The sequence below is a fragment of the Gordonia sp. NPDC057258 genome (assembly GCF_042668985.1).
GTDB lineage: Bacteria > Actinomycetota > Actinomycetes > Mycobacteriales > Mycobacteriaceae > Gordonia > Gordonia hongkongensis.
In genome coordinates this window covers 153332-178131 of sequence record NZ_JBHUXZ010000004.1, presented here as the reverse complement: position 1 = coordinate 178131, position 24800 = coordinate 153332, and the positions used below count along the sequence as shown (strand labels likewise).

Annotated in this window: 23 protein-coding genes; 13 read left to right on the top strand and 10 right to left on the bottom strand. The window is 68.4% G+C overall.

The features are described 5' to 3' along the window. Positions 1-62: 62 nt before the first annotated feature. Positions 63-2084 (top strand): NAD(+) synthase, encoded by a 2022-nt coding sequence (locus ACFUEJ_RS05255; RefSeq protein ID WP_205334264.1) that lies wholly within the window; start codon positions 63-65, stop codon positions 2082-2084. A 320-nt stretch (positions 2085-2404) separates the two neighbouring features. On the opposite strand, the gene ACFUEJ_RS05250 is transcribed toward ACFUEJ_RS05255, so the two are convergent. From ACFUEJ_RS05250 to ACFUEJ_RS05240, 3 genes are all read right to left on the bottom strand, one after another. Beyond that, positions 2405-3805 (bottom strand): wax ester/triacylglycerol synthase family O-acyltransferase, encoded by a 1401-nt coding sequence (locus tag ACFUEJ_RS05250; protein ID WP_065629730.1) that lies wholly within the window; start codon positions 3803-3805, stop codon positions 2405-2407. A 132-nt stretch (positions 3806-3937) separates the two neighbouring features. Continuing rightward, a complete protein-coding gene (locus tag ACFUEJ_RS05245; protein ID WP_205334265.1) occupies positions 3938-4774 on the bottom strand; it encodes a fibronectin type III domain-containing protein in 837 nt (278 codons plus the stop codon). After that, positions 4774-6678 carry a protein kinase gene (locus tag ACFUEJ_RS05240; protein WP_388027929.1) on the bottom strand — a complete coding sequence of 635 codons (1905 nt, stop codon included), beginning with the start codon at positions 6676-6678 and terminating at the stop codon, positions 4774-4776. The genes ACFUEJ_RS05245 and ACFUEJ_RS05240 overlap by 1 nt, the downstream gene beginning before the upstream one ends. A gap of 105 nt (positions 6679-6783) precedes the next feature. Between ACFUEJ_RS05240 and ACFUEJ_RS05235 the strand changes: the two genes are divergently transcribed. From ACFUEJ_RS05235 to ACFUEJ_RS05205, 7 genes are all read left to right on the top strand, one after another. Continuing rightward, positions 6784-7335 (top strand): nuclear transport factor 2 family protein, encoded by a 552-nt coding sequence (locus ACFUEJ_RS05235; RefSeq protein WP_205334164.1) that lies wholly within the window; start codon positions 6784-6786, stop codon positions 7333-7335. A gap of 151 nt (positions 7336-7486) precedes the next feature. Beyond that, positions 7487-7648, top strand: a complete 162-nt coding sequence (locus ACFUEJ_RS05230) for a hypothetical protein (RefSeq protein WP_388027926.1) — start codon at positions 7487-7489, stop codon at positions 7646-7648. Positions 7649-7682: 34 nt separating this feature from the next. Further along, the gene (locus tag ACFUEJ_RS05225; RefSeq protein ID WP_058253529.1) at positions 7683-8675 is read left to right on the top strand and encodes an acyl-ACP desaturase; all 993 of its coding nucleotides are present in this window, start codon (positions 7683-7685) and stop codon (positions 8673-8675) included. Between the two features lie 59 nt (positions 8676-8734). Next, on the top strand, positions 8735-9901 hold the full coding sequence (gene dusB, locus ACFUEJ_RS05220) for a tRNA dihydrouridine synthase DusB (RefSeq protein ID WP_374100860.1): 1167 nt from the start codon (positions 8735-8737) through the stop codon (positions 9899-9901). Positions 9902-10077: 176 nt separating this feature from the next. Beyond that, positions 10078-12330, top strand: a complete 2253-nt coding sequence (locus tag ACFUEJ_RS05215) for an LCP family protein (protein ID WP_388027924.1) — start codon at positions 10078-10080, stop codon at positions 12328-12330. A gap of 106 nt (positions 12331-12436) precedes the next feature. After that, the gene (phoU, locus tag ACFUEJ_RS05210) at positions 12437-13099 is read left to right on the top strand and encodes a phosphate signaling complex protein PhoU (protein WP_058253532.1); all 663 of its coding nucleotides are present in this window, start codon (positions 12437-12439) and stop codon (positions 13097-13099) included. A gap of 165 nt (positions 13100-13264) precedes the next feature. Then, positions 13265-13414 (top strand): hypothetical protein, encoded by a 150-nt coding sequence (locus ACFUEJ_RS05205; protein ID WP_165629676.1) that lies wholly within the window; start codon positions 13265-13267, stop codon positions 13412-13414. Positions 13415-13490: 76 nt separating this feature from the next. Here the strand turns inward: ACFUEJ_RS05205 and pstB are convergent, their stop codons facing one another. From pstB to pstS, 4 genes are all read right to left on the bottom strand, one after another. Then, positions 13491-14267, bottom strand: coding sequence for a phosphate ABC transporter ATP-binding protein PstB (pstB, locus tag ACFUEJ_RS05200; protein WP_004022008.1), 777 nt, complete (start codon positions 14265-14267; stop codon positions 13491-13493). 45 nt (positions 14268-14312) lie between these two features. Beyond that, positions 14313-15212, bottom strand: a complete 900-nt coding sequence (gene pstA, locus ACFUEJ_RS05195) for a phosphate ABC transporter permease PstA (RefSeq protein ID WP_058253533.1) — start codon at positions 15210-15212, stop codon at positions 14313-14315. 2 nt (positions 15213-15214) lie between these two features. After that, the gene (pstC, locus tag ACFUEJ_RS05190; protein WP_137810317.1) at positions 15215-16243 is read right to left on the bottom strand and encodes a phosphate ABC transporter permease subunit PstC; all 1029 of its coding nucleotides are present in this window, start codon (positions 16241-16243) and stop codon (positions 15215-15217) included. 142 nt (positions 16244-16385) lie between these two features. Beyond that, on the bottom strand, positions 16386-17465 hold the full coding sequence (gene pstS, locus ACFUEJ_RS05185) for a phosphate ABC transporter substrate-binding protein PstS (RefSeq protein ID WP_311277125.1): 1080 nt from the start codon (positions 17463-17465) through the stop codon (positions 16386-16388). 195 nt (positions 17466-17660) lie between these two features. On the opposite strand from pstS, the gene ACFUEJ_RS05180 reads away from it, so the two are divergent. Beyond that, complete coding sequence (locus ACFUEJ_RS05180; protein ID WP_388027920.1) at positions 17661-18242, top strand: hypothetical protein; 582 nt, start codon at positions 17661-17663, stop codon at positions 18240-18242. Here the strand turns inward: ACFUEJ_RS05180 and mshD are convergent. Together mshD and ACFUEJ_RS05170 are read right to left on the bottom strand one after the other, a co-directional pair. After that, positions 18233-19162 carry a mycothiol synthase gene (mshD, locus tag ACFUEJ_RS05175; protein ID WP_242697049.1) on the bottom strand — a complete coding sequence of 310 codons (930 nt, stop codon included), beginning with the start codon at positions 19160-19162 and terminating at the stop codon, positions 18233-18235. The genes ACFUEJ_RS05180 and mshD overlap by 10 nt on opposite strands. Then, positions 19143-19949, bottom strand: coding sequence for a response regulator transcription factor (locus tag ACFUEJ_RS05170; RefSeq protein WP_065629742.1), 807 nt, complete (start codon positions 19947-19949; stop codon positions 19143-19145). The genes mshD and ACFUEJ_RS05170 overlap by 20 nt, the downstream gene beginning before the upstream one ends. Positions 19950-20160: 211 nt before the next feature. Between ACFUEJ_RS05170 and ACFUEJ_RS05165 the strand changes: the two genes are divergently transcribed. The 4 genes from ACFUEJ_RS05165 to ACFUEJ_RS05150 all read left to right on the top strand — a co-directional run bounded on the left by ACFUEJ_RS05165 (position 20161) and on the right by ACFUEJ_RS05150 (position 23572). Beyond that, entirely contained in the window at positions 20161-21018 is an 858-nt protein-coding gene (locus ACFUEJ_RS05165; RefSeq protein ID WP_226513956.1) for a DUF2993 domain-containing protein, read from the top strand. Positions 21019-21406: 388 nt separating this feature from the next. After that, positions 21407-22246, top strand: coding sequence for a sulfurtransferase (locus ACFUEJ_RS05160; RefSeq protein ID WP_058253541.1), 840 nt, complete (start codon positions 21407-21409; stop codon positions 22244-22246). Positions 22247-22251: 5 nt separating this feature from the next. After that, positions 22252-22557: a DUF1416 domain-containing protein gene (locus tag ACFUEJ_RS05155; RefSeq protein ID WP_010840619.1), complete on the top strand. Its 306-nt coding sequence runs from the start codon at positions 22252-22254 to the stop codon at positions 22555-22557. A gap of 313 nt (positions 22558-22870) precedes the next feature. Then, on the top strand, positions 22871-23572 hold the full coding sequence (locus ACFUEJ_RS05150) for an FABP family protein (RefSeq protein WP_058253542.1): 702 nt from the start codon (positions 22871-22873) through the stop codon (positions 23570-23572). Positions 23573-23578: 6 nt separating this feature from the next. Here ACFUEJ_RS05150 and ACFUEJ_RS05145 read toward each other — a convergent pair whose 3' ends face one another. Further along, positions 23579-24697 carry a hypothetical protein gene (locus ACFUEJ_RS05145; RefSeq protein ID WP_388027917.1) on the bottom strand — a complete coding sequence of 373 codons (1119 nt, stop codon included), beginning with the start codon at positions 24695-24697 and terminating at the stop codon, positions 23579-23581. Positions 24698-24800: the final 103 nt, after the last annotated feature.

Sequence of the window (24800 nt, the reverse complement as noted above, 5' to 3'; positions counted from 1 at the left end):
GCACCCGGCCGGCGCGTTCGGCGGACCCCGCACGACGGCCTGTCCGCGATTAGGGTGTCGGAGTGTCTGTCTACGCAAACGGATTCGCCCGCGTCGCCGGAGCCGTACCTGTCCTGACGCTCGCCGAACCCGCGGTCAACGCCGCGCGCACCGTCGAACTGGCGACGCAGGCCGCTGACGACGGCGCCTGCCTGGTCGTCTTCCCCGAACTCGGGCTGTGCGGGTACAGCGTCGACGACCTCTTCCACCAGGACGCCCTCCTCGACGGTTGCCGCACCGCGCTCGACGACATCGTGACGGCCAGTGCCGGGCTCAAGCCGGTTCTCTGCGTCGGACTACCGATGCGCGTGGGTGACGGCCTGTACAACTGCGCCGCCGTGATCCACGACGGCGCGGTCCTGGGGGTGGTCCCGAAGTCGTACCTGCCGAACTACCGCGAGTTCTACGAGCAGCGCTTCTTCGCCGCGGCGCGCGACGCGGTCCCCACGACCGTGCGGTTCGGCGACGTCGAGGTCCCGTTCGGTGCCGATCTCGTCTTCGAGGCCCGCGATCTGCCGGGTTTCGCACTGTTCGTCGAGATCTGCGAAGACGGCTGGGTGGCGATCCCACCGAGTACGTGGGCGGCTCTCGGCGGCGCGACCGTGCTGGCCAACCTGTCGGGCAGCCCGGTCACCATCGGCAAGGAGAGCTACCGCACCAACCTGTGCACCGGGCATTCCGCGCGGACCATCTCGGCCCACGTGTACGTCGCTGCCGGTTACGGCGAGTCGACCACCGACCTCGCCTGGGACGGCGATGCCCTCATCACCGAGAACGGTTCGCTCCTCGCCCGCAGTGAACAGTTCGCGACGATCGACCAGATCATCACCGCCGACATCGATCTCGACCGCCTGCGGCAGGAACGCATGCGGATGATCAGCCTCCGGGACCAGGTCGGCGATCACTCCGAACGCTTGAAGTCTCTGCGTCGCATCGGTTTCGACTTCGGAGACCTGTCCGACGACGATGTCGTCCGGCGGGTGGTCCCCCGGTTCCCTTATGTCCCAGCGGATTCCGCCGACCGCGACGAACGCTGCGCAGAGGTCCGATCCATCCAGGTCCAGGGCCTGGCCCAACGACTGCGCTCGACGGGTCTGGAGAAGATCGTCATCGGGGTGTCCGGTGGCCTGGACTCGACGCTCGCACTCCTCGTCGCGGTCGACACCTTCGACCGGCTCGGCCTGCCGCGCACCAACATCCTCGGTTACACGATGCCCGGCTTCGCGACCGGCGGCCCGACGCTGCGACGCGCCCACGCGCTGATGAACTCACTCGGGGTGAGCGGCGCGGAGATCGACATTCGGCCGTCCTGCGAGCAGATGCTCGCCGACCTCGACCATCCGTACGCGCGCGGCGAGAAGGTCTACGACGTCACCTTCGAGAACGTGCAGGCCGGTGAGCGGACCTCACACCTGTTCCGGCTCGCGAACGCCAACGGTGCCATCGTGCTCGGGACCGGCGACCTCTCCGAACTCGCGCTCGGATGGTGCACCTACGGCGTCGGCGACCAGATGTCGCACTACAACGTGAACGGGTCGGTGCCGAAAACGCTGATCCAGCATCTGATCCGGTGGATGATCACCAGCGGACACCACACCGCCGAGACCACCGAGACGCTCGTCGAGATCCTCGACGACGTCATCTCCCCCGAACTCGTCCCCGCCGGCGACGACGGCCGGATCCAGAGCACCGAGGACACGGTCGGCCCCTACGAACTGCACGACTTCTTCCTCTATCACCTGACGCGCTTCGGTTATCGCCCGAGCAAGATCGCCTATCTCGCGCGCCAGGCGTGGGGTGACCGCAGCCGTGGCCCGTGGTCGGATCTGCTGACCGAGGACAAGCGCAACGAGTACGACACCGCGACCATCGAGCACTGGCTCGAGGTGTTCCTGAAGCGGTTCATGGGCAACCAGTTCAAGCGCTCGGCGATGCCCAACGGCCCCAAGATCGGATCGGGCGGGTCGCTGTCCCCGCGCGGCGACTGGCGTTCACCCTCGGATGCGTCGGCGCGGGTCTGGCTCGACGAACTCGCCGGGGGCTAGTGCGGCGGGTGGTCGCGCCCTGCGCAAGCTCCGGCCCGCTCCTCAGTACCTGCGGCCGGGCGGCCGTCGTGGACTACGAAGAACCCCCTTGAGGGTCCACATCTCAGCTCCCTGAGGTGCGAGCGAAGCGAGCCACGAAGGGCTCCGCAGCCTGTGTCACTGGGCCCTTCGTGGCTCGTCGCTGGCGCTCCTCGCACCTCAGGGAGCAATGGTTATGTCGTTCTCTCGGGTTAGCGAGCAGGGGGTGGTCGCACCCTCCGCAAGCTCCGGCCGCTCCTCGGAGAACAGAACGTGGCCAGGGGTCATGCGGTTCTCTCGGATCAGTCGCAGGCGGCCAGCAGCTGCTTGATCTCGTCGTCGAAGGCGTTCGCGATGGCCCACGGGTCCGGGGTCTGATCGGTACAGCCGACGATGCCGATGTTGAGGTTGCCGTCGGCGGAGAAGACCGTGATGTTGAGTCCCAGGCCATGCATGATCGGGCCCAGCGGGTAGACGCCGGTCACGCGCGCGCCGAGGAAGTACAGCGGGAAATCCGGGCCGGCGACGTTGGACACCAGGACGTTGAACACCGGCGGATGCGCCGACGCCCAGTTGCGGTCGCCGTAGATCTTCATCGCGGTGGACAGTGTCGTACCGGGAGCGAACTGCGCCCAGGACCGCAGGATGTTCGCGTCGATCTCGGCGTGGTGCTCCTTCGAGGTCCGGCTCAGCTCTGCCTGCTTCCGCAGCCGCGCGACCGGGTCGGGCTCGTCGGAGGATAGCAGGGTGAACATGCCGGTCACCTTGTTGGTGCCCTCGACGACGAGGTCCTTCTCGTCGGCGCCGTGCACCGAGACCGGGACCATCCCCACCAGCGGACGATCGGGGAGCTCGTCGTGGCCGAGCAGGTAGGTGCGCAGCGCCCCGCCGACCATCGCGAGCACGACGTCGTTGAGCTTCACCTCGAAGTGGTCTTTCACCCGCTTCACATCGTCGAGCGAGAGCTGGGTGACGGCGATGCTGCGGTGCGGCGTGATGGGTGCGTTGAACCGAGTCCGCGGGGCACGGAACGGTGCGGGCATCGCCGAATCCTGTTGTGCCCGACGGAACCAGCCGACAGGCACGCTCAACGTGCGGGGGAGCAGCTTGGCCATGGCGAGGGGCCGCTGCACGAAGTAGTTGACCGCGCCGCCGGCGGCCATCGCGACGCGCGACGACGGGCCGGCCGACTCCCCCACTTTCTCGGCGTCGAGATCCGGCGGTTCGGGCGTGAGCGTGCACATCTGGGCGAGCATCTCGGCGCCCGTCACACCGTCGGTCCCGGCGTGGTGCATGCGCAGCATCGCGCAGACCCGGCCGTCGGCGAGACCCTCGATGATCCACAGCTCCCACAACGGCTTGCCGCGGTCGAGCGTCTGCCCGGCCAGATGACCGCACAATTCGGCGACCTCGCCGGCGCCGCCGGGGGCCGGCACGCCGACCCGGTGCACGTGCCGCTCGATGTCGAAGTCGTCGTCCTCGATCCACACCGGGTGGTCGATGTTGAACAACGAGTTGTCGAGTTTCCGCCGGAACGCGGGTATGGCAGCGATGCGTCGTTCCATCTCGGCGCGGAGTTTGTCGAAGCGGTAGCCGCCCGGCATGGTGCTCGGATCGATCTCGAACAGACCGATGACATGCATCAGTTGCGAGCGTGTCTCGAGGTAGAGAAACGATGCGTCCAGTCCGCTCAAGCGCTGCATGGGATTCGCCTTCCCTCGACGTCGGGCACCCGACCCCGTGGGCACCCCACGCCATCATGCCGCACGTGACGACCCCGGCGGGGTCGGTTCCGGCACAGCCGTGACGGCGTCGAGATGCCAGATGATCCCGGCTCAGAGCGGCAGCGAGTCGATCATGTCCAGAATGTCCTGTCCATCCGTTTCGAGGACGACGATCATGGCCAGCTCGCGCGACGCGTCGTCGGTGATCTTGAAGACCCCGCGTCCGTTCTCGTCGATCAATCCCGTCCCGTGCCGCCACCGCACCGGCCGCGACGTCGCCGAGGAGCGCGAGTACTCCGCGTTCAGCGCATCTCGGGATGCGAACCAGAACACCCCGAAGGGGCGGTCGACCGAGCCCGCGGCACATCGGACGACGAACACGGTGCGCACCTGACCCGCTCCGGTCTCCGACGGCCCGACCTCGTCGCGACCGCCGGAGTATCGGCGGATGCACTCGGTGTTCATCCACTGCGCCGCGGTGTCGGGGGCCTGCGGGAGCAGCTCCGGGAACTGCGCCACCAGCGGCGCGAACTCCCCCCAGCTCGCGCCCGTCCGGACCTGCTGCACGGGCCCGGGCTCGGAGTACACACCCCCGCGGATCGCGACGACCCGGTAATCGTGTTCTCCGGCAGGCACACTCACGTCCTCAGCCGAGGTCTCGGGTCCCTGGTGGACGACGTAGCCGCCGCCGCGGAGCAGCTGATAGGCCGACGCCCCGGCGACCGGGTCCCACGACGCGACCACCCGTCCCGGTCGCGCCTGCAGGGTCAGGCCGCCGGGGGTGTCCGGCGCGTCGGGCGCGGTCACCGACCGGACCACGACGAAGCCGCCGACCGCGACCACGGCGGCGACGAGCACGATCAGCCCGATCAGCCACGGGCCCGACTCGAAACGGCGCCGCGAGCTCGGTGTCGTGGTGGGGGACGTCGAGGGTGTCGGTGAAGTCATCAGATCGGCAGCCTTCTCAGGACGTCGCCGGCTGCGGCGGCGGGCTCACCCGGGACGACCACCCACACCACCGACCGGGCGTGGTCGCCGTCGTCGAAGGTGAGGATCGCCTGCCCCTGATCCCGCTGCTTGTCCGACAGGTACAGCGTGCCGGTGTGCCCCTGCGCGGTGGTGTAGTCGACGCCGCGGAGGTCGTGGGCGGTCACCTTCGCCGCCGCGACCGCTTCCTCCGGGGTCTCGTAGGTGTCGACGATCACCTGATACGCCGCCACACCCGGGTCCGACGGCCGCCCGCTGTCGTCGCCGGTCGCGGCGTCGGCGTCGCGGGTACACGACACGGTGCGTTTGCTCGACGAGAACGCGAGATCGCCGTCCTCGCCCCAGCAGCGCATCGCGTCGAAGCCGTTGGTGCTCAACGGCGTGGCCGGGATCAGGTCGTGGTACAGGTCGGCGATGGGCTGCAACTCGCCCCATGTCAGGAAGACATCGACCTGTTCGGAGTTCCGGGAGAAGTCCGACACCCGGCCGCCGTCATGCGCGGCGACCTGATACGTGTACATGCCGGGCACCGGCCGGGGCGCAGTGAACTCGGTGGCGGGCCCGGAATAGATCACGTCCTCGTTCTGGGTGACCACGTAGTCGGTGGCCCCGGCCACGCCGTTCCAGGTCAGTTCGACAGCGGTGGTCGTGACCTCCACGTCCGGGGGATCGGGGGTGTCCAGGGAGGTGGCCGACATGCGTGCGAAACCGATTCCGGCGCCGAGGATCCCGGCGACGAGCACCGCCACGATGGCGATCGCGGCGAGGTGGCGAGGCCGGCGGACGGAAGTGGGTTGCGTCGCATCGTCATCGGATGGCCAAATCTGCGACGGACCCGGTTGCACAGGCGGTGGCGTGTATCCCGTGCTCCCCGCGATGCCGGCGCCGACGTGCCGGAACCCCGGGCTCGGTTCCGGACCGGCCGGCGCGGGCCGGGCGGGGGTCCCGGCCGGGGGCTCGGTCGGGGGCTCGGTCGGGGGCTCGGGCCGGATCGCCGGGCCGATGAGCGTTGCGCGGGAATCGAAGACGTCGGCGAGCGCGGCGGCGAACTCCCCCGCCGTCGGGTGACGACGACCCGGCTCCTTGGCGATCGCCCGCGCGAGCACGGCGTCGACCCCGGCGGGCAGCGCCCGGTTGCGGGCGCTCGCCGACGGGGGTTCGTGATGCATGTGCGCGGTCATCAGTCCGTGCAGCGACGGCGAATCGAACGGCGGTGCACCGGTGAGGAGTTCGTACGCAGTGGCAGCGAGCGAATAGATGTCGCTCCGGCCGTCGACGCGCAACCCCTCGATCTGCTCCGGCGAGGCGTAGCGCATGGTCCCGATGGTGATCCCGGTACCGGTCAGGTGGGTCACCTCGTCGAGGACCTGGGCGATGCCGAAGTCGGTGAGCTTGACGGCCTCCGGGGCGCTGTCGGTGTCGCCGTCCGCGCCCGGCGTGATGAGGATGTTGGCCGGTTTGATGTCCCGGTGCATGACGCCGCGCCGGTGCGCCGCGTCCAGACCCGCCGCCGCCCCGGCGATGATCGTGCACGCGAGACCGGGGTCGAGGGGCGACTCCCGGGCGAGCATCCGGGCCGCGTCGGTACCCGGCACGTACTCCATCGCGATCCACAGCAACTCGTCGAAGACGCCACGGTCGTAGACGGCCACGATGTTGGGATGGTGCAGCGGAGCGACGATGTCGGCTTCGCGTTCGAACCGCGCGCGGAAGACCGGGTCCGTGGCGTGGACCGAGCGGAGCACCTTCAGGGCGTCGGCGCGCGGCAGCCGGGGATGCGCGGCCTGATAGACCTCGCCCATGCCGCCGCGTCCGAGCACGTCGAGGACGCGGTAACCCGCGATCAGGTCCCCTACCTGGTACATGACGTCCTCACCGATCCGTGTGCGGTGGCTGTGCTGGGGACGAATGGTACCGATTGTCGCGAAACGCGGTGGACCACACCGGTGCGGACTCTACGATCGGCGGCGATGGAAACCACCGAGAACCCGACCCCGACGACCGCCGAATTCACCCCGGCAGAGCTCGACGAGGCCTTCGCACAGTTCCAGCGCACGGTCGCCGAGATCGCTGTGAGCCGGGACTGGGATCGCTATGCCGAACTGTTCACCGAAGACGCCGACTACATCGAGCACGCCCTGGGCACCATGCGCGGCCGCGAGGAGATCCGGACCTGGATCTGGCGGACGATGACGTCGTTCCCCGGCAGTCACATGACCGGGTTCCCTTCGCTGTGGCATGTGGTCGACGCGCCGACCGGCCGGGTCATCTGCGAAGTCGACAACCCGATGCGCGATCCGGGCGACTCGACGCACATCACCGCCACCAACATCACCATCCTCACCTACGCCGGCGACGGCCGGTGGAGTCGTGAAGAGGACGTCTACAACCCGATGGAGTTCGGGCGCGCGGCGATGCGCTGGTGTGAGAAGGCACGCGAACTGGGCAACATCGACGAACCGGCCACGGCGTGGATGGAGACGACGGGCGCGATGTTCGCCTCGCGTCCACGTTCCGGTTGAGGGCCCGCCGACCTGCGCGAACATCGGTTCCGGCGTCGCCCGTACCGACGTGACCGACACCACCGGCCGATTGCGTAACGCGGCGCGCGGGGGCGAACGACACCCAGGCGACGGACTTGGGACACCGGTGTGCGTGCCGTACGCTAGAACTTTGACCAGTGGCGACGGTGCGGCGCGGGGGACCCGGCCCGACACACCACGGTTCGGTGGGCGGGGTGCGCACCTCCCCACGACGACGTCGCGAACCACGGTCGTGGCCGCCGGCCACGCACGCGGATCGATCGACACGACGCACGACGACGACACGCAATGACGACACACGCGGACACCGTTCGGAGGACATCTATATGGCACGCGACCTGACGCAACTCGAGCTACTCAAGGAGCTGGCCCCGGTTGCCGAGGACAACGTCAACCGCCACCTCAAGATCGCCAAGGACTGGAACCCGCACGACTACGTGCCGTGGGACGAGGGCCGTAACTTCGCCGCCCTGGGTGGCGTCGACTACGACCCCGAGCAGTCGCAGCTCGACGAGGTCGCCAAGGCCGCGATGATCACGAACCTCCTCACCGAGGACAACCTGCCGTCGTACCACCGTGTCATCGCCGACAACTTCTCGATGGACTCCGCCTGGGGCCACTGGGTCGGTCGCTGGACCGCCGAGGAGAACCGCCACGGCATCGTCATGCGCGACTACCTCGTGGTCACCCGCGGCGTCGATCCCGTCGCCCTCGAAGAGGCGCGGATGATCCACATGACCAATGGTTACGACCCGATGCTGGCCGCCGCCGGACGCGTGGACGAGCTCGAGGAGCACGCCGACGAGCTCGGTCTGCTGCATTCCGTGGCGTACGTGACCTTCCAGGAACTCGCGACCCGCGTCAGCCACCGCAACACCGGCAAGGCGTGCAACGACCCGATCGCCGACAAGATGCTGCAGCGCATCGCGGCCGATGAGAACCTGCACATGATCTTCTACCGCAACATCTGCGGTGCGGGCTTCGACATCTCCCCCGACCAGACGCTGCGCGCCGTCACCGACATCGTGACCAACTTCCAGATGCCCGGCGCCGGTATGCCCAACTTCCGTCGCCACGGCGTGCTCATGGCCAAGCACGGCATCTACGACCTGCGTCAGCACCTCGAAGAGGTCGTCATGCCGGTCCTGCGTAAGTGGAACGTCTTCGAACGCGACGACTTCAGCAGCGAGGGCGAGAAGACCCGCGAGGAGCTCGCCGCCTTCCTCGAGCAGCTCGAGAAAGACACCATCCGCTTCGAGGAGATGCGCGACCGTTCGCTCGCCCGCGAGGCCAAGAAGCGGGAGCAGCAGGCATCCTGAGCACCCTCGTCGACAGCCACCCGGCGCCCTCGACCACCGAGGGCTCGCTTCCCAGCTCCCTGAGGAGCGAGCTTGCGAGCGTCTCGAAGGGACTGCGTATCGGGTCCATCGAACTGGCCAGCCCGGTCGTACTGGCCCCGATGGCGGGTGTCACCAACGTCGCGTTCCGGACGCTGTGCCGCGAACTCGAGCTCGCCCGTACCGGAACCGTCTCCGGGTTGTACGTCTGTGAGATGGTCACGGCCCGCGCGCTCGTGGAGCGGCACCCGGTCACGATGCACATGACGACCTTCGGACCCGACGAGAACCCGCGGTCGATGCAGCTCTACACCGTCGACCCGGAGTACACGTACCAAGCCGCAAAGATGATCGTCGACGAGAATCTCGCCGACCACATCGACATGAACTTCGGCTGCCCGGTCCCCAAGGTGACCCGCAAGGGCGGGGGGTCGGCGATCCCCTACAAGCGCACGCTGTTCCGCAAGATCGTCGCGGCGGCCGTCCGGGCCACCGAGGGCACCGACATCCCGGTGACGGTCAAGTTCCGGATCGGCATCGACGACGATCACCGCACCCATCTCGACGCCGGCCGGATCGCCGCCGAAGAAGGTGCCGCGGCCGTCGCCCTCCACGCGCGCACCGCATCGCAGCGATACTCCGGTGAGGCCGACTGGGACGAGATCGCCCGCCTGAAGGAGCACGTCACCACCGTTCCGGTGCTCGGCAACGGCGACATCTTCGAACCCGCCGATGCGGTCGCGATGATGCGCCGGACCGGCTGCGACGGCGTCGTCGTCGGCCGCGGTTGCCTCGGCCGGCCCTGGCTGTTCGCCGAACTGGCCGCCGAACTCGGCGGTTTCGACGCGCCGGCGCCGCCGAACCTGGGCGAGGTCGCCGAGATCATGGTCCGGCACTGCCAGCTCCTCGTCGATCACCACGGCGAGATGAAGGGTTGCCGCGAGATCCGCAAGCACGTCGCCTGGTACCTCCGCGGTTTCCCGGCCGGCTCGGAGATCCGGCGGCGGATGGCGCTCGTCGGCAGTGTCGACGAACTACGTGAACTGCTCGCCGAGCTGCCGGCCGACGCGCCGTTCCCCTCCGACGGTCACGGCCCGCGCGGCCGGCAGGGTTCGCCGGCGAAGGTCGCGCTGCCGGACGGCTGGCTCGACGACCCCGACGAGGACGTGATCCCCGCAGGCGCCGAGATCATGCACTCCGGCGGTTGAACCGGATTGCGAAAACCGTCACAACCGGTGCCCGGCTGAGACGCTTTCTCAGGTGGGATCAGTACTATTGCGCGGAGGTCCCGGCCGCCGGGGCCTCCATTCTGTGCGCACCGCGCTGGTCGAGCCCCGATCCGCGGTGACTCCGCGACACGACCACGGGGCATGAGGAACGTGCATTGAGTCGTAGGACACCGGGCCCGGACGACCCCGAGGTGGGCGACGCCGGTCGCTCTCGTCGTGGTCGACGCGCCGGACGCTCCCGCGACGACTTCGAGCCCGTCCCCGGTCCGGACGCGCCCGGTTCCACCGACCAGGGCTCCCCTCCCCCGGCGCACCCCAGCCTCCGCGAGCCACGCTCGGCAGATCGCTTCGTCCGGGGACGCACTCGCCTGACGGTCCGCCAGCTCATGGAGCAGATGAACGCGGAGGAGTCGTCGCCGTCGGAGCCCCCCGCCGGCTCCGGCCGGTCCGGCACCCGCCGCGCGACACCGCCGCGTCCGGAGTCGCGGACGTCCGAGCCCCCGTCGTCGACCCGCGGGCGGTCCCGCCGCACCGGACCGCCGTTCGGCGGAAGTGCCACGCCACCGGCGGCCCCGGGCGGGCGGGTCCCCGCAGCTCCGCAGCCGGCGCCCGACGACCGCCCGACGGCCGTCCATCGTTTCGACAACGAGGTCACCCAGAAGATCCCCACCGTCGGCGACGCCGCGCCCGACCTGTCCGATCGCGCCACCGAGCAGCGGGTGATCGAGGAATCCCGCGCCCAGGAGCCGGTCGCCGGCGGCCCGGCCGGACCGCCGGCCCAGCCCCCGCTGGAACGCACACCCGACCTCACCGAACCCCTCGCCCTGCGCTCGGCGCCTCGGCGCCATCCCGGACGCGACGAGGACCGGCAGGGCGCGATGCTGCGCAAGACCGCCGCGACCGGACGCATCCTGGTCGCCATCGCGTGCGTGCTCGCACTGGTGGGCACCGGCTTCGTCTGGGGTTACCTGCAGTCGTGGAACGGCAACTGGCGGAACGTCACCGCCGTCGACCCCGATGACCAGAACATCCGGAACAAGGACGCCCAGTACGGCGACGAGACGTACCTCATCGTCGGTACCGACACCCGCGGTGGCCAGAACTCCAGGGTCGGCGCCGGCACCACCGCCGACGCCGAGGGCGCCCGTTCGGACACCGTCATCCTGGTGAACATCCCGGCCAACCGCAGTCGCGTCGTCGCGGTGTCGTTCCCGCGAGACCTGCAGGTCGACCAGCCGGCCTGCCGCGCCTGGGACAACACGACCGGCGCCTACGGCGCCGAGATGCAACCGGCTTACGACGTGAAACTCAATGGCGTCTACGCCGCGGGCGGCCCGCAGTGTCTCGTGCGCGTGATCACCGCGATGAGCGGTTTGAACATCAACCACTTCATCGGGATGGACTTCGTCGGCTTCGAGAAGGTGGTCCGCGCGATCGGCGGCGTCGAGGTCTGCTCGACGGTGCCGCTCTACGACTACGAGATCGGCCAGATCCTGCGCAAGCCGGGCAAGCAGAAGCTGACCGGCCGCCGTGCGCTGAATTACGTGCGCGCCCGCAACATCAGCACGGAGGGCAACGGCGACTACGGCCGGATCAAACGCCAGCAGCTCTTCATGTCGTCGCTGTTGCGGTCGAGCCTGTCGGGCAATGTGCTGTCGAACCCCAATAAACTCAACGGGATCGTCAACACGTTCATCGAATACAGCTACGTCGACGGCGTCGACACCCAGTCGCTCATCAACCTGGCCGAGTCGATGCAGGGCATCGAGGCCGGCCGCGTCTCGTTCCTGACGATCCCGACGTCGGGTACCTCCACCGACGGCGCCAACAACGAGATCCCGCGCACCAGCGACATCGACGCGATCTTCGACGCCATCATCGACGACCTGCCACTCCCCGGCGAGCAGGCGCGTAAGAAGCCGCCGTCGTCGTCGAAGGCGCCGACGACTCCCGGCGCACCGAGTACCGACTCGAACGCCAGTGCTCCCGGACCCGTGACCGCGACCGCCCAGAACCCCGGCAATGTCGGCGTCCGGGTTCTCAACGGCACGGGCCAGACGGGCCTCGCCACCGAGGTGTCCGAGCAGCTCACGCCGTACGGTTTCGACGTTCGGGGTGTCGCCGATGCCTCGGAGAACCGCGACGACACCGTCGTGCGCTACGGGCCGGGACAGCGCGACGCCGCCGCGACGCTGGCCGAGATGTTCCCGAACGCGAGCATCCAGCTCGACCGCACGGTCAAGTCGGGTGTCGAGCTCATCGTCGGTGCGGATTTCACCGGCTCCCTGGAGTCGGTACCGGCCTCCGGGGCGACCCTGACGGCGAACCAGCTCGCACCTGCGGAGAACACCGGCAATCTGCCCAACGACCTGGCCATCACGAACGCGGGCGACACCACCTGTACGTGATCTCAGGTGTCGGTGCACTCGCAGGTGGACGGATCTGCACCCGACGTTCACTGGACGTTCATCGATCGGAGTCGGCCTGGAGTGATCACGCACGTATCCTTGAACCATGCGTACCGCCTATCAAGAGCAACTCGAGGCGCTTACCTCGGTATTGGGTGAGATGTGCGAGCTCGCCGGCACCGCGATGGCGCGCGCCACGCAGGCACTGCTGCAGGCCGATCTCGCCATCGCCGAAGAGGTCATCGGGGACACCGACCGGATGAGCCGGCTGACGGCTCGCGCGGAGGAACAGTCCTTCGCGCTCCTCGCCCTGCAGGCCCCGGTCGCCGGTGACCTGCGTGGAGTCGTGAGTGGATTCCAGATCGTCGCCGACGCCGATCGGATGGGTGCACTGGCGCTGCACGTCGCCAAGGTCGCCCGGCGCCGGCATCCCGCCAAGGCACTGCCGGAGGAGGTCAACGGCTACTTCGCCGAGATGGGCCGCCTGGCCGTCACCCTGGCCAAGAACGCACATGAGGTCCTCGTGACCAGCGACCCGCAGGCCGCCCTTCGTCTCCAGGAAGACGACGACGCCATGGACGACCTCCACCGCCACCTGTTCACCGTCCTGATGGACCGCGAATGGAAGCACGGCGTCGCCGCCGCGGTGGACGTGACCCTGCTCGGCCGCTACTACGAACGGTTCGCCGACCACGCCGTACTCATCGGGCGCCGCGTGGTGTTCACCGCGACGGGCAAGACCCCGGAGCAGTTCCAGAGCGTGGGGTGATTTCTCTCGCTCGGTGCTGAACATCGAGCGAGGGCCACACCGAAAGAGGCCGAGAATTCAGTTTCCGACACTGAATCTCGGCCTTTTTTCATGTCCGTGAATATTTTGGCCCCAGCGACGTCGAGGAGATTTCACACGCGCCGAGGTCGTCGTTAGGGTGGCGACATGGCCCAGCACTATCCGACCGAGCCCGATTTCAATGCGGTGACCGACGAGGACGCAGAGGCTGCCGCCCACCGCCGCAAGATCCTGGCGTACCTGGGTGTGACCGCGTCGCTGGTCGCCCTGCTGGTGATCCTGCTGCTCAACATGTGACACCCCGACACGACGACCCAGGAACGACGAGGCCCGCTCCCCGGACGGGTGAGCGGGCCTGTTCGCGCGCGGAGGCTCAGCCGAAGCGGCCCGAGATGTAGTCCTCGGTCTCCTTCTTCGTCGGGTTCGAGAACATCGTCTCGGTGTCGTTGATCTCGACGAGCTGTCCCGGCTGGCCGACCGCCTCGAGGTTGAAGAACGCGGTCTGGTCGCTGACGCGGGCGGCCTGCTGCATGTTGTGGGTCACGATGACGATGGTGTACTCCTTCTTGAGTTCACCCATCAGGTCCTCGATGGCCAGCGTAGAGATCGGGTCGAGCGCCGAACACGGCTCGTCCATGAGCAGGACGTCGGGAGAGACCGCGATGGCGCGGGCGATGCACAGACGCTGCTGCTGACCACCCGACAGTCCGCCGCCCGGCTTGTCCAGGCGATCCTTGACCTCTTCCCAGAGGTTGGCGCCGCGCAGGCTCTTCTCGGCGACGTCGTCGAGCTGTGATCGGTTCCGCACACCCTGCAGACGCAGGCCGGCGACGACGTTGTCGCGGATCGACATCGTCGGGAACGGGTTCGGCCGCTGGAACACCATGCCGATGGTCGCGCGCACGCTCACCGGGTCCACGGTCTTGCCGTAGATGTCCTCGCCGTCGAGCAGCACGCTGCCCTTGGCGTAGGCACCCGGGGTGACCTCGTGCATGCGGTTGAGGGTTCGGAGCACGGTCGACTTACCGCAGCCCGACGGGCCGATGAACGCGGTGATGCAGCGCGGCGGCACCTCGAGGGTGACGTCCTTGACCGCGTGGAAGTCGCCGTAATAGATGTTCAGGTCTTTGATGTCGAGGCGCTTTGCCATGTCATTGGTCCGTTCTGGAAAAGATGACCCGAGAAGGGTGGGAGGTCAGGAAGTCTTGGGGGCGAAGATCTTCGACACCGCCTTGGCGCCGAAGTAGACGATGGCAACGAGGATCACCAATGTCAGCGCCGCGCCCCATACCTGATCGAAGGCGCCCGGTCCGTTGTTGTACTGCTGCACCATCATCAGCGGCAGCGACTGCTGGTTGCCGTCGAAGGGATTCCAGTTCATCGCGCGGGTGGCACCGACGAGGATGAGGACCGGCGCCGATTCGCCCATGACCCGGGCGATGGCCAGCATCACGCCGGTGACGATGCCCGACAGGGCCGTCGGCAGGACGATCTTCACGATCGTCTTCCACTTCGGGATACCCAGGGCGTACGACGCCTCGCGAAGGTCCTGCGGGACGATCTTCAACATCTCTTCGGTGGCGCGCACCACGAGCGGGACCATCAGCAACACCAGCGCGATCGCGACCACGAATCCCGAGCGGGGCAATCCGAGGGTGGTGCGCCACACCGCGTAGACGAACAGCGCTGCGACGATCGAGGGCACACCCGAGAGGATGTCGACCATGAACGTGGTGACACGCGCGAGCAGCGATTTCTTCGTCGCGTACTCCACCAGATAGATGGCGACGAAGATGCCGAGCGGGATGGAGATGACCGCCGCGAGGGCGGTCTGCATCAGCGTGCCGACGATCGCGTTGGCGGCGCCGCCGCGTCGCTCGGCCTGGGTCCACCAGTCGATGTCGATGATCGTCTCGATACCCCGCGACACCAGCGTGAAGACCAACCAGAGCAGGGGAACCAGCGCCAGCAGCAGGGCGGCCATGACGGCGACACGGACGGTCCCGTCGGTGAAACGTCGACGCCCGGACATCGGGGTGAAGCCGGAGGGCTTCTTGACCGGATCGGCCGCGGAAGTAGTCGTGGTCACAGACATGGTCACTTCTTTCCGGCGACGACCGCGCGGGCGGCGGCGTTGACGATGAAGGTCAGGACGAACAGGGTCAGGCCGGCCGAGATGTAGGCACCGGTCTTGGCGGGCGAGTCGAATTCGGCCGCGTTGTTGGCGATCTTGGTCGCGAAGGTCTCGCCGCTCTCCATGAGGTTGAAGTTCATGGGACCGGCGGTCGAGATGATGAGCAGCAGCGCCATCGTCTCGCCGAGCGCGCGACCCAGACCGAGCATCGAACCGGAGATGTAGCCGGAGAACCCGAAGGGCAGCACGGCGACCTTGACGACCTCGAACTTGGTGGCGCCCAGGGCGAGCGCGGCTTCACGATGCCCCTTGGGGGTCTGCATGAAGACCTCGCGCGTGACCGCGGTGATGATCGGCAGGATCATGACCGCCAGCACGATGCCTGCGGTCAGCAGCGTGCCGCCGGTGCTCATGTTCGCGATCTGGGTGGGCTCCTGGAAGAACGGCAGGAAGCCGAGATTGCCGACCAGCCACTCGTTCACCGGCACCAGCGCCGGGCCGAGCACGAGAATGCCCCAGAGGCCGTAGACGATGGACGGCACCGCGGCGAGGAGGTCGACGGTGTAGGTGATCGGGCCGACGAAGCGCTTCGGCGCGTACTCGGTGAGGAAGATCGAGATACCCAGCGCCACCGGCATGGCGATCAGCAACGCGATGACCGACACCACGACCGTTGCATAGAACAGCTGGGGGATACCGAAGGCGAGCTGATCTCCGCTGGTGATCCACTGCCCGGTGTAGGTGAAGAAGTTCTCCTCGTTCTGCGCCAGCGACGGAATCGCCTGTGCGAGAAGGAAGAGTGCGATCAGCGCGATGACGATCGAGACCACGAATCCCGAGCCGACGGCCAGGGTGCGGAACACCCGGTCGGCGACGCGGTGATGCGCGGCCGCGTGGAGCGAGGATCCGGGTTGGTCGGGCGATGACCCGGGGGCCTGGAATTCGCCGGTGTCCGGCGGGATCGCGCCACCCTCTTTGCTCAGCGAGGTCATGCGTCCTTCTTGTGATTCGGCTCTGGTCATTGGGGCCACTTCCCGCCGTCTCGTGGACACGCGAAATGTCGTGTCAGTGTGTCAACCACACGCGCGGGGCCGCAACCGAGGCGGCCCCGCGCACGTGATCAGAGGGGATTGATCAGGCGTTTCCGGACCCACCGGACAGCGAGTCGATGGTCCCCTGCAGCTTGGTCTTGAAGGCGTCGGGTACCGGCACGTAGCCGATCTCCTCGAGGCCGGCCTGGCCGTCGTTCAGGACCGCGGTGAACGCGTCCTTCAGCGTCTGGCTGGTGGCCTCGTCCTCGTAGCCCGCCGAGCAGACGATCGAGTACGGGGTGAGCAGCAGCGGGTAGGCGCCCGGAGCCTTCGAAGCGAACAGGGCGTCGGTGTCGACGACGAGGTCCTTGCTGGCCGGATCGGCGAAGGCCAGCGACTCGAGGGCGTTGCCCGCGCTCTCCGCGTTCAGCGTGACCGGGCCGGCGCCGAAGTCGATCTGAGCGACACCGAGGTCGTTCTCGGTGGCGAAGCCCCACTCGACGTAGGTGATCGAACCCGGGGTCTTCTTGACGGTGTCGCCGACGCCGGTCGACTTCGAGGCACCGGAACCGACACCCTTGGGTGCGAATTCCTTGCTGTGCTCGTACGGCCAGTCAGCGGGGGCCGAGTTCTCCAGGAAGCGCTGGAAGTTGTCGGTGGTGCCCGAGCTGTCCGAGCGGTACACCGGGACGATGTCGGTGGTGGGCAGCGACACACCGGGGTTGAGCGCGGCGATCTTGGGATCGTTCCAGGTGGTGATCTTGCCGTTGAAGATCTGCGCGATGACGCTGGGGTTGAGCTTGAGGTCCTCGACACCGTCGAGGTTGTAGGCGACCGCGACGGGCCCGACGACCAGCGGGAGGTGCCAGGGGGCGTTGCCGTTGCAACGTGCGGTGGCGTCGGTGACCTCGTCGTCCTTGAGGGCCGAGTCCGAGCCGGCGAAGTCGACGTCGCCCGCGATGAACTTCTTGATGCCGTCGCCCGAGCCGCTGCCGGTGTAGTCGAGCACGATGTCGCTGTTGTCGGTGAGGACCTGGCTGAAGTGCTCCATGGCCTTCTGCTGCGCGGTCGAGCCCTCGCCGCTGACAGTCTGTTCGCTTCCCCCACCGCCGCACGCCGTGACGAGTGTCAGTGCCGCGATCGCCGACACCGACGCCAGGGCGCCGTTCCGATTGATTTTCACCGCTGGTGTTGCCTTTCCGTTCGCGTTCCCCGCACCGACTGGCGTCGGCTCCGGAGTGTCCGAGTGGAAAGCTATGGGGGCGTGGTGGACTGATCCCCTCCAAAAGATGAACGACAGGTGAACTGGCCAAGGCAGACGGGGTGCGACCTGCCCAGGCGTGATCGTACGTGATCTGCGTAACCCGACATTCGAGACTTGGGCACCTGGCTACAGGACGGATCGTCGGGCTCGCGCGAATCGGCCCGCACACCCGGGGCGGGCTCCTGCCCTCGCCCCACCGGCGAGACCGCCCGGTGGCCTGCCCGACGACCGGCGGCCGCGCGACGCCTCGAGGCCGACGGGCACCATGTCGATCTGGTCATCGTGGTGGACACGTTCGTCCCACCGCGGGTGCTGCATCGCGCCAAGCGCGCCGACCCGTCCCTCACGACGGCCACCACATATGAACCGCTCCCCCGGAAAGAATCGTGGCGCCGACGAATTCGGGTTCCGCTCGCCGGTGTGGTGAGAACCTCGCCGACCGCCGACGCGCAGGCGCTCGAGGAACTCGGTGTCCGGGTGGCGCGGCTGCACCGCCCCCGCCCGTACACCGGTCGCGCGCTCGTGGTGCAGGGCAGCGAGAATCGTGACGACCCGTCGGTGTGGCGGCGGCACATCGTGACCGGGGACGTCGACGTCCTCCGTCTCGAGTGCAATCACCTGTCCGTGGTCCGCGAGCCCCACATCGGCGACGTCGTCGACGCCATCGGCGCCGCACTCGGGCAGCCTCAGCCGTAGGCGACGTCGACGGCGTATCGGGTGAACCCGAGGCGCTCGTAGGTGTGCAGCGCGGCGACGTTGTCACCCTCCACGTAGAGGTTGATCTCCGAGACGCCCTCGCGCGCAAGATGATGCAGGCCGGCGAGCGTCAACAACCGACCCAGTCCGCGACCCTGCGCCGCAGGATCGACGCCGACGATGTACACCTCGCCGAGGTCCGCGTCGTGCCGCTTCGTCCAGTGGAACCCGAGGAGCTTGCCATCTCCCCCGCCCGATCCGTCGCCGGCACGGTCGAAGGCGAGGAACAAACCCGCCGGATCGAACCAGTCGGCGGCAACCCGTTCACGGATCTGCTCCGGCGACCAGCCACCCTGCTCGGGATGCCAGTCGAAGGCCGCGTTGTTCACCCGCAGGATCTCGGCGTCATCGGCCGGTCCGGCATAGGTCCGCAGGTCGACCGTCGGGTCGACGACGAGTTCGGGGAGTTCGTGGCCGGGCCCGACCGGCCGGCGCAGTTGCAGTAGTTCGCGACGTTTCGTCAGGCCCATCGCCGCAGCGAGCGCCACCGCGCCAGGCAGGTCACCGTGTGCCCACACCCGGACCCCGGACCCCGTTTCGGGCGCGGACGCCGCCGCGAACGACGCGTCGAGCAGCGCCCGGCCGTGTCCCTCCCGGCGGTGCGCCGGGTCGACGACCGCCTCGATCATCGCCGGCTCGCCGTCGCGACCGGGGACGATGACGGCGTACCCGGCCTTCGACCAGACGTGCACGATCGGCGAACCCTCGGGGGCGTCGATCGCGGCGACCGCCCCCTCCGAGAGCGGGGCGACACCATCGGAGTCGTTCGCCTCGCGCACCAGCCGGTGAGCGAAATCAGCGACGTCGTCGGGCAGTGCGCCTCGACGCACCTGCGGGTCCTCAGTTCCCGGCACTGGCACTGAACTCCTCGTCGAACGGATCGGGACCGTCGAGCGCGTCGTCGAAGTCATCGGTGTCGACCGCATCGGGACCGGAGGCGTCCTCGGACAGGTCGGCGTCGGCCGCGGGCGCCCGGCCGCGCGTCGGACGGACTGCCTTGTATCCGACGTTGCGGACGGTCCCGATCAGCGACTCGTGCTCGCTGCCGAGTTTGGCGCGGAGTCGACGGACGTGGACGTCGACGGTGCGGGTGCCGCCGAAGAAGTCGTACCCCCACACCTCCTGGAGCAGCTGGGCGCGCGTGAACACGCGACCCGCATTCTGCGCCAAGTACTTCAGGAGCTCGAACTCCTTGTAGGTCAGGTCGAGCGGACGTCCGCGCAGGCGTGCGGTGTAGGTCCCCTCGTCGATGACGAGTTCACCCAGCGTGACCTTGCCCGAGGACTCCTCCGCGGCAACCCCGCGGGTACGGACCACGAGCAGGCGCAACCGGGCGTCGAGCTCGGCCGGACCGGTACCCGGCAGCAGGAATTCGTCGATGCCCCAGTCCGCGTTGACCGCGACCAGCCCGCCCTCGGTCAGCACCGCCGCGACCGGCACCGAGGAGCCGGTGCTGCCCAACAGGCGGCACAGCCCGCGGGCCGCCGCCAGATCGGCGCGGGCATCGACCAGCGCCACATCGGCGTTCCCCGCCTCCATGAGTGACGACACCTCGGTCGGAGCGGTCCGCACCGTGTGCGCGAGCAGCGACAACGACGGCAAGACCGACTCCGGATTCGGGTCGGCCGTCAACAACAAGAGATCCACCCAGCACTCCGATCTCGTTCGTCCCCGTCCCGGACCATCCAGATCGCTCACCACGACGTGAACGCCACCCGCGCGTGGCTCGGCGATTGTTTACGCCGCCTTACCAACGTGTGCGAGATAGGTGACAGAATAGCGCCACCGGCGCGCTCACCTGTTAACAAGGCGACCACGACCGCCGGATGACCACGACGGGGAGGGTGATCGGCCGAGCATGCCGCGCATCCGGAAAGTGCTCGTCATCGGTGTGGTCGCCGCCCTGGCCGCCGCCGGGGTCGCGCTCGGCGTCGACGTCGGGGCCGCCGTTCGCGGGGAGCATCAGTTCTCCCGCGCCCTCGCCCAATCCCCCCGCGTGACATTCGATCCCGAGGTCACCATCGCGGGTTTCCCGTTCACCTCGCAGTCGTCCGCCGGTCACTTCGACGGGGCCACGATCGCCGCCCGCGGCGTCGAACTACCCGGATGTCCGCCCGCCCGCGGCGTCTGCCGCGGTGAGCTGGGTGCTTCTCTCGGCCCGTTCGACGTGGCCGACGGCAGCGGATTCTCGGCGAGTGATGTTCTCCACACCTCCTCGATCTCGGCGTACACCCGCCTCGATGCCGTCACCCTGGCCCGATATCTGCGCATCGTCGACCTGACCGTCAGCACCCCGGGACCGGACGACACGGCGGGCGCAGGCGGGCCCCAGGACGGCATCGTCAGTCGCGAGACCGGCGTCGTGCTCACCGGCACGGTCGCACTGCCGCCGGGCGACGGGCTCGATCCCGCCGACCCGCCGTCGGCGTCGTCCTACGACGGCCCCAAGGTGCGCGTGAGTGTCTCCGTCGACCTCTCCGTCGTCGACGGCGCACTGGACATCCGGGCGACCGGCTTCTACACCGGCCCCGAACGCCACGTCGACGCCGAGGTCCCGGCGGAAGTCCGCGCCGCCGTGCTCGATCGGTTCAGCCTGACGCTCCCGCGCCTGCCGATGGCCTGGGATGTCGAACCCGATCGCGCGGAGAGTTTCGGCGGGGACGTCCAACTGGTCGGCGACTCCGGTCCGGCATCGGTGCGCCTCGACCGCTTCTGAGCAGTTCAGACCGTGTTCTCCCGGCCTCGGCGGCAAAGCACCCCGGCCGTTGGGGGCTCGATCGGCTCTGTTGTACCCTCGTGGGCATGCAGCAGCGCCGTGAGTACTTGCTCACACGACGCCGGGCGATCGACTTCTGTCGTGTCGCCGACTGCTGTTGTCGCACTCGCCGTTGACGGTGTGACCAACCCGTGCTGCGTGAGCAGCCGGTCCGCCCACACCGTCGATGAGAACGGGGGCGTCTCCACCGAGGTCTGCGACCTCGTTCCCATGCGCCGTCACCCGTGCTCATCTCCCCGAGACGCGGGCATCCTTCTCGCGCCTCACCGTCTCCACCATCTCCATCTGTTCGACGACCATCACCGATCCACTCCGAAAGGACACCGCCATGGCACGTTCCGACGTCCTGGTCAGCACCGAATGGGCTGAGCAGAACCTCAATGCCGACAAGACCGTCTTCGTCGAGGTCGACGAGGACACCTCGGCCTACGACGGCGGGCACATCGCCGGCGCCGTCAAGCTCGACTGGAAGACCGACCTGCAGGATCCGGTCCGCCGCGACTTCGTCGATGCCGAACAGTTCGGCAAGCTGCTCTCTGAGCGCGGGATCGCGAACGACGACACCGTGATCCTCTACGGCGGCAACAACAACTGGTTCGCTGCATACGCCTACTGGTACTTCAAGCTGTACGGCCACAACGACGTCAAGCTCCTCGACGGCGGCCGCAAGAAGTGGGAGCTCGACGGTCGCCCGCTGTCCAGCGACGCCGTCAGCCGTCCCGCCACGACCTACAAGGCCGGCGAGCCGGATGTCAGCATCCGCGCGTTCCGCGATGAGGTCGTCGACGCCATCGGCACCAAGAACCTCGTCGACGTGCGCAGCCCGGACGAGTTCTCCGGCAAGATCCTCGCGCCGGCCCACCTCCCGCAGGAGCAGAGCCAGCGTCCCGGTCACATCCCGAGCGCGATCAACGTGCCGTGGAGCAAGGCCGCCAACGAGGACGGCACCTTCAAGTCCGACGAGGAGCTCAAGGAGCTCTACGGCGAGGCGGGACTCGACGGCTCGAAGGACACCATCGCGTACTGCCGCATCGGCGAGCGGTCGAGCCACACCTGGTTCGTGCTGAAGGAACTGCTCGGCCAGCAGAACGTCAAGAACTACGACGGCAGCTGGACCGAGTACGGCTCGCTGATCGGCGTCCCGATCGAACTCGGAGAAGGAAAGTAAGAGATATGTGTGCTGCACCCAAGCAGGGACAGAAGCTGCCCGCTGGCGTCGACGTGGAGAAGGAGACCGTCCTGACCGGACAGGTCACCGACGGCTCGGGTTCGCCCGTCGCCGGCGCCTTCGTGCGTCTGCTCGACTCGACCGGTGAGTTCACCGCCGAGGTCGTGGCATCGCCCACCGGCGACTTCCGTTTCTTCGCCGCCCCCGGCACCTGGACGCTGCGCGCCCTGTCCGCGGTGGGCAACGGCGACGTGACGATCAGCCCCGAGGGCCCCGGCATCCACGAGAAGGACATCACCGTCTCGAAGTGACGCCACGCTCGACCCGGCAGCCCGGTCACCGCACCCGCGGTGACCGGGCTGTCTCGTTCTCACCGCCCCTGCGGAGGGAGCCTGCGACCGCCACCGCCGCCCCCTGAGGAGGGAGCCTGCGACCGCCACCGCCGCCCCCTGAGGAGGGAGCCTGCGACCGTCACGAAGGGCCCACCCCTCGACGGCGCCCTGACCACGCCGGGGTTAGAATTTCCCTCGTGGTCCTCTTCTTCGAAATCCTGCTGATCCTGGCCGCCGTGCTGATCACCTGGTTCGGTGTCTACACCCTGTACCGTCTGGTGACCGACGAGTCGTGACGTCCTCACCCGGAGATCCGGCCGCGGACGGCCCCGCCGGCGCGGAGTCATCCGGTGACGGGTTCGCCGCCGAAGCCCGCCGGTCGGGCGACGAGGCGATCAGTCAGGCCGAGGCCCGGGCGGTGGAGTCCGGCAGCCGTGAACGCAACGTCCCCACATGGGACGACCTGCCGCTCCCGGCCGACACCGCCAACCTCCGCCTCGGCGCCGACCTCCATCCGGGCCTCCTCGCACTCCTCCCGCTCGTCGGCGTATGGCGCGGCGAGGGCGAAGGGCACGATCCCCAGACGGACACCGACTATCACTTCGCTCAGCAGATCGTCGTGTCCCACGATGGCCAGAACTTCCTCACCTGGGAGTCCCGCTCATGGGTGATCGACGACGATGCTGCCTACCAGCGGCCCGACCTCCGCGAGTCCGGGTTCTGGCGGATCGGTGAGGACGACACCATCGAATTGCTCCTCGCCCACGCCGAGGGCTCGATCGAACTATTCTACGGCACTCCCCTGAACCAGACCACCTGGGAACTCGCCACCGACGTCGTCATCAAGGCCGAATCAGGTCAACGCACCGGCGGCGCCAAACGCCTGTACGGACTCGTCGCCGACGGCGACCTCGCCTACGTCGAGGAGCGCGTCGACGCCGACGGGGACCTCACCCCACGGCTCTCCGCCAAGCTGCGCCGCCACGTCGGCTGATCCACCTCATCGACGGAACCCGCGGCAGGGACGCGCGCCCTGCTCCCGACGGCTCGCACATTCGCCCCGCTCGCTTCGCTCCCGGCGGCTCCCACATTCGCCCCGCTCGCTTCGCTCCCGACGGCTCGCACATTCGCCCCGCTCGCTTCGCTCCCGGCGGCTCCCACATTCGCCCCGCTCGCTTCGCTCCCGGCGGCTCGCACATTCGCCCCGCTCGCTTCGCTCCCGGCGGCTCGGCCGCCGATCCGAGAACGCAAGGTACAGATTGCGTTTCGGTAGCGCGCTGTACACCAGCGCGCCGAGCATGATGACGACCGAACCGTAGGCGGTGACCTCCCCCGGCCGTCCCGCCCAACCGGGATGCACGGTTCCCGACCTCGACATGTACGGGGCGTGCCCGGCCGTGCCGCCACCCCGGCGACCGACGACCGAGAACACCTCGGCGCGGGCGGACTGCGGGGAGAATTCGAAGACGGCACGCCCACCCGGTGGGCATTCGACGAAGGTGAACTCCGTGCCGGACCGGTGGACCACCCCGATCCAGTCGCTGCCCGAGTTGCGTACGACGAACGTCGAACCGCCCGTCCGGTACTGGTACGAGACACCGGCCGCCGCGGCATCGCGTATGTGCCGACCGGAGACACCGCCGTTCCACTCCGCGCTCCACGGGGTGAGATATCGCTGGTCGAGGAACTCGCGGCGGGTGGGGATCGGAACCGTCACCGGCATCACCCGCCCGTCGCGCACCCACACCGCGCCGTACAGAACCGGCCGGCCGTCCGCGGTGCGGGGGGCCTGAAGGTAGGTGAGCGAATCCATCTCCGGCAGAGCGATTTCCGAACCGGGAGTCAAGAGTTCGACATACGACCGGCCATCCGCGAGCAGGACCACGGCAGCCACGTCGTGCACACCGCGGTTGTGGACGGCGATGCGGTCACCGGCCTCCCGCGACAGGTCCTCGGCGTGGAACAAGCCGGCGGCGTGCGGGTCGGCGAACGCGAATCGGGGTGCCGACGCCGCCCCGAAGTCCGGGTCGCCCGGGGTCCAGTAGTTCTCGCCCACCACGGGTTCGATGCGATCGCGATCCTGCGTCCCGACCGCCGCGGCGACATGCATGGTCACCATCTCTTCTTCTCCCTCTCGACGCCCCGGCGGGCGCCGTGGACTCTGCTCCCAGTCCAGCGGTTTCGCGCCGCGGTTTCGCGAGTACTGCGCTACGCGAATCTCG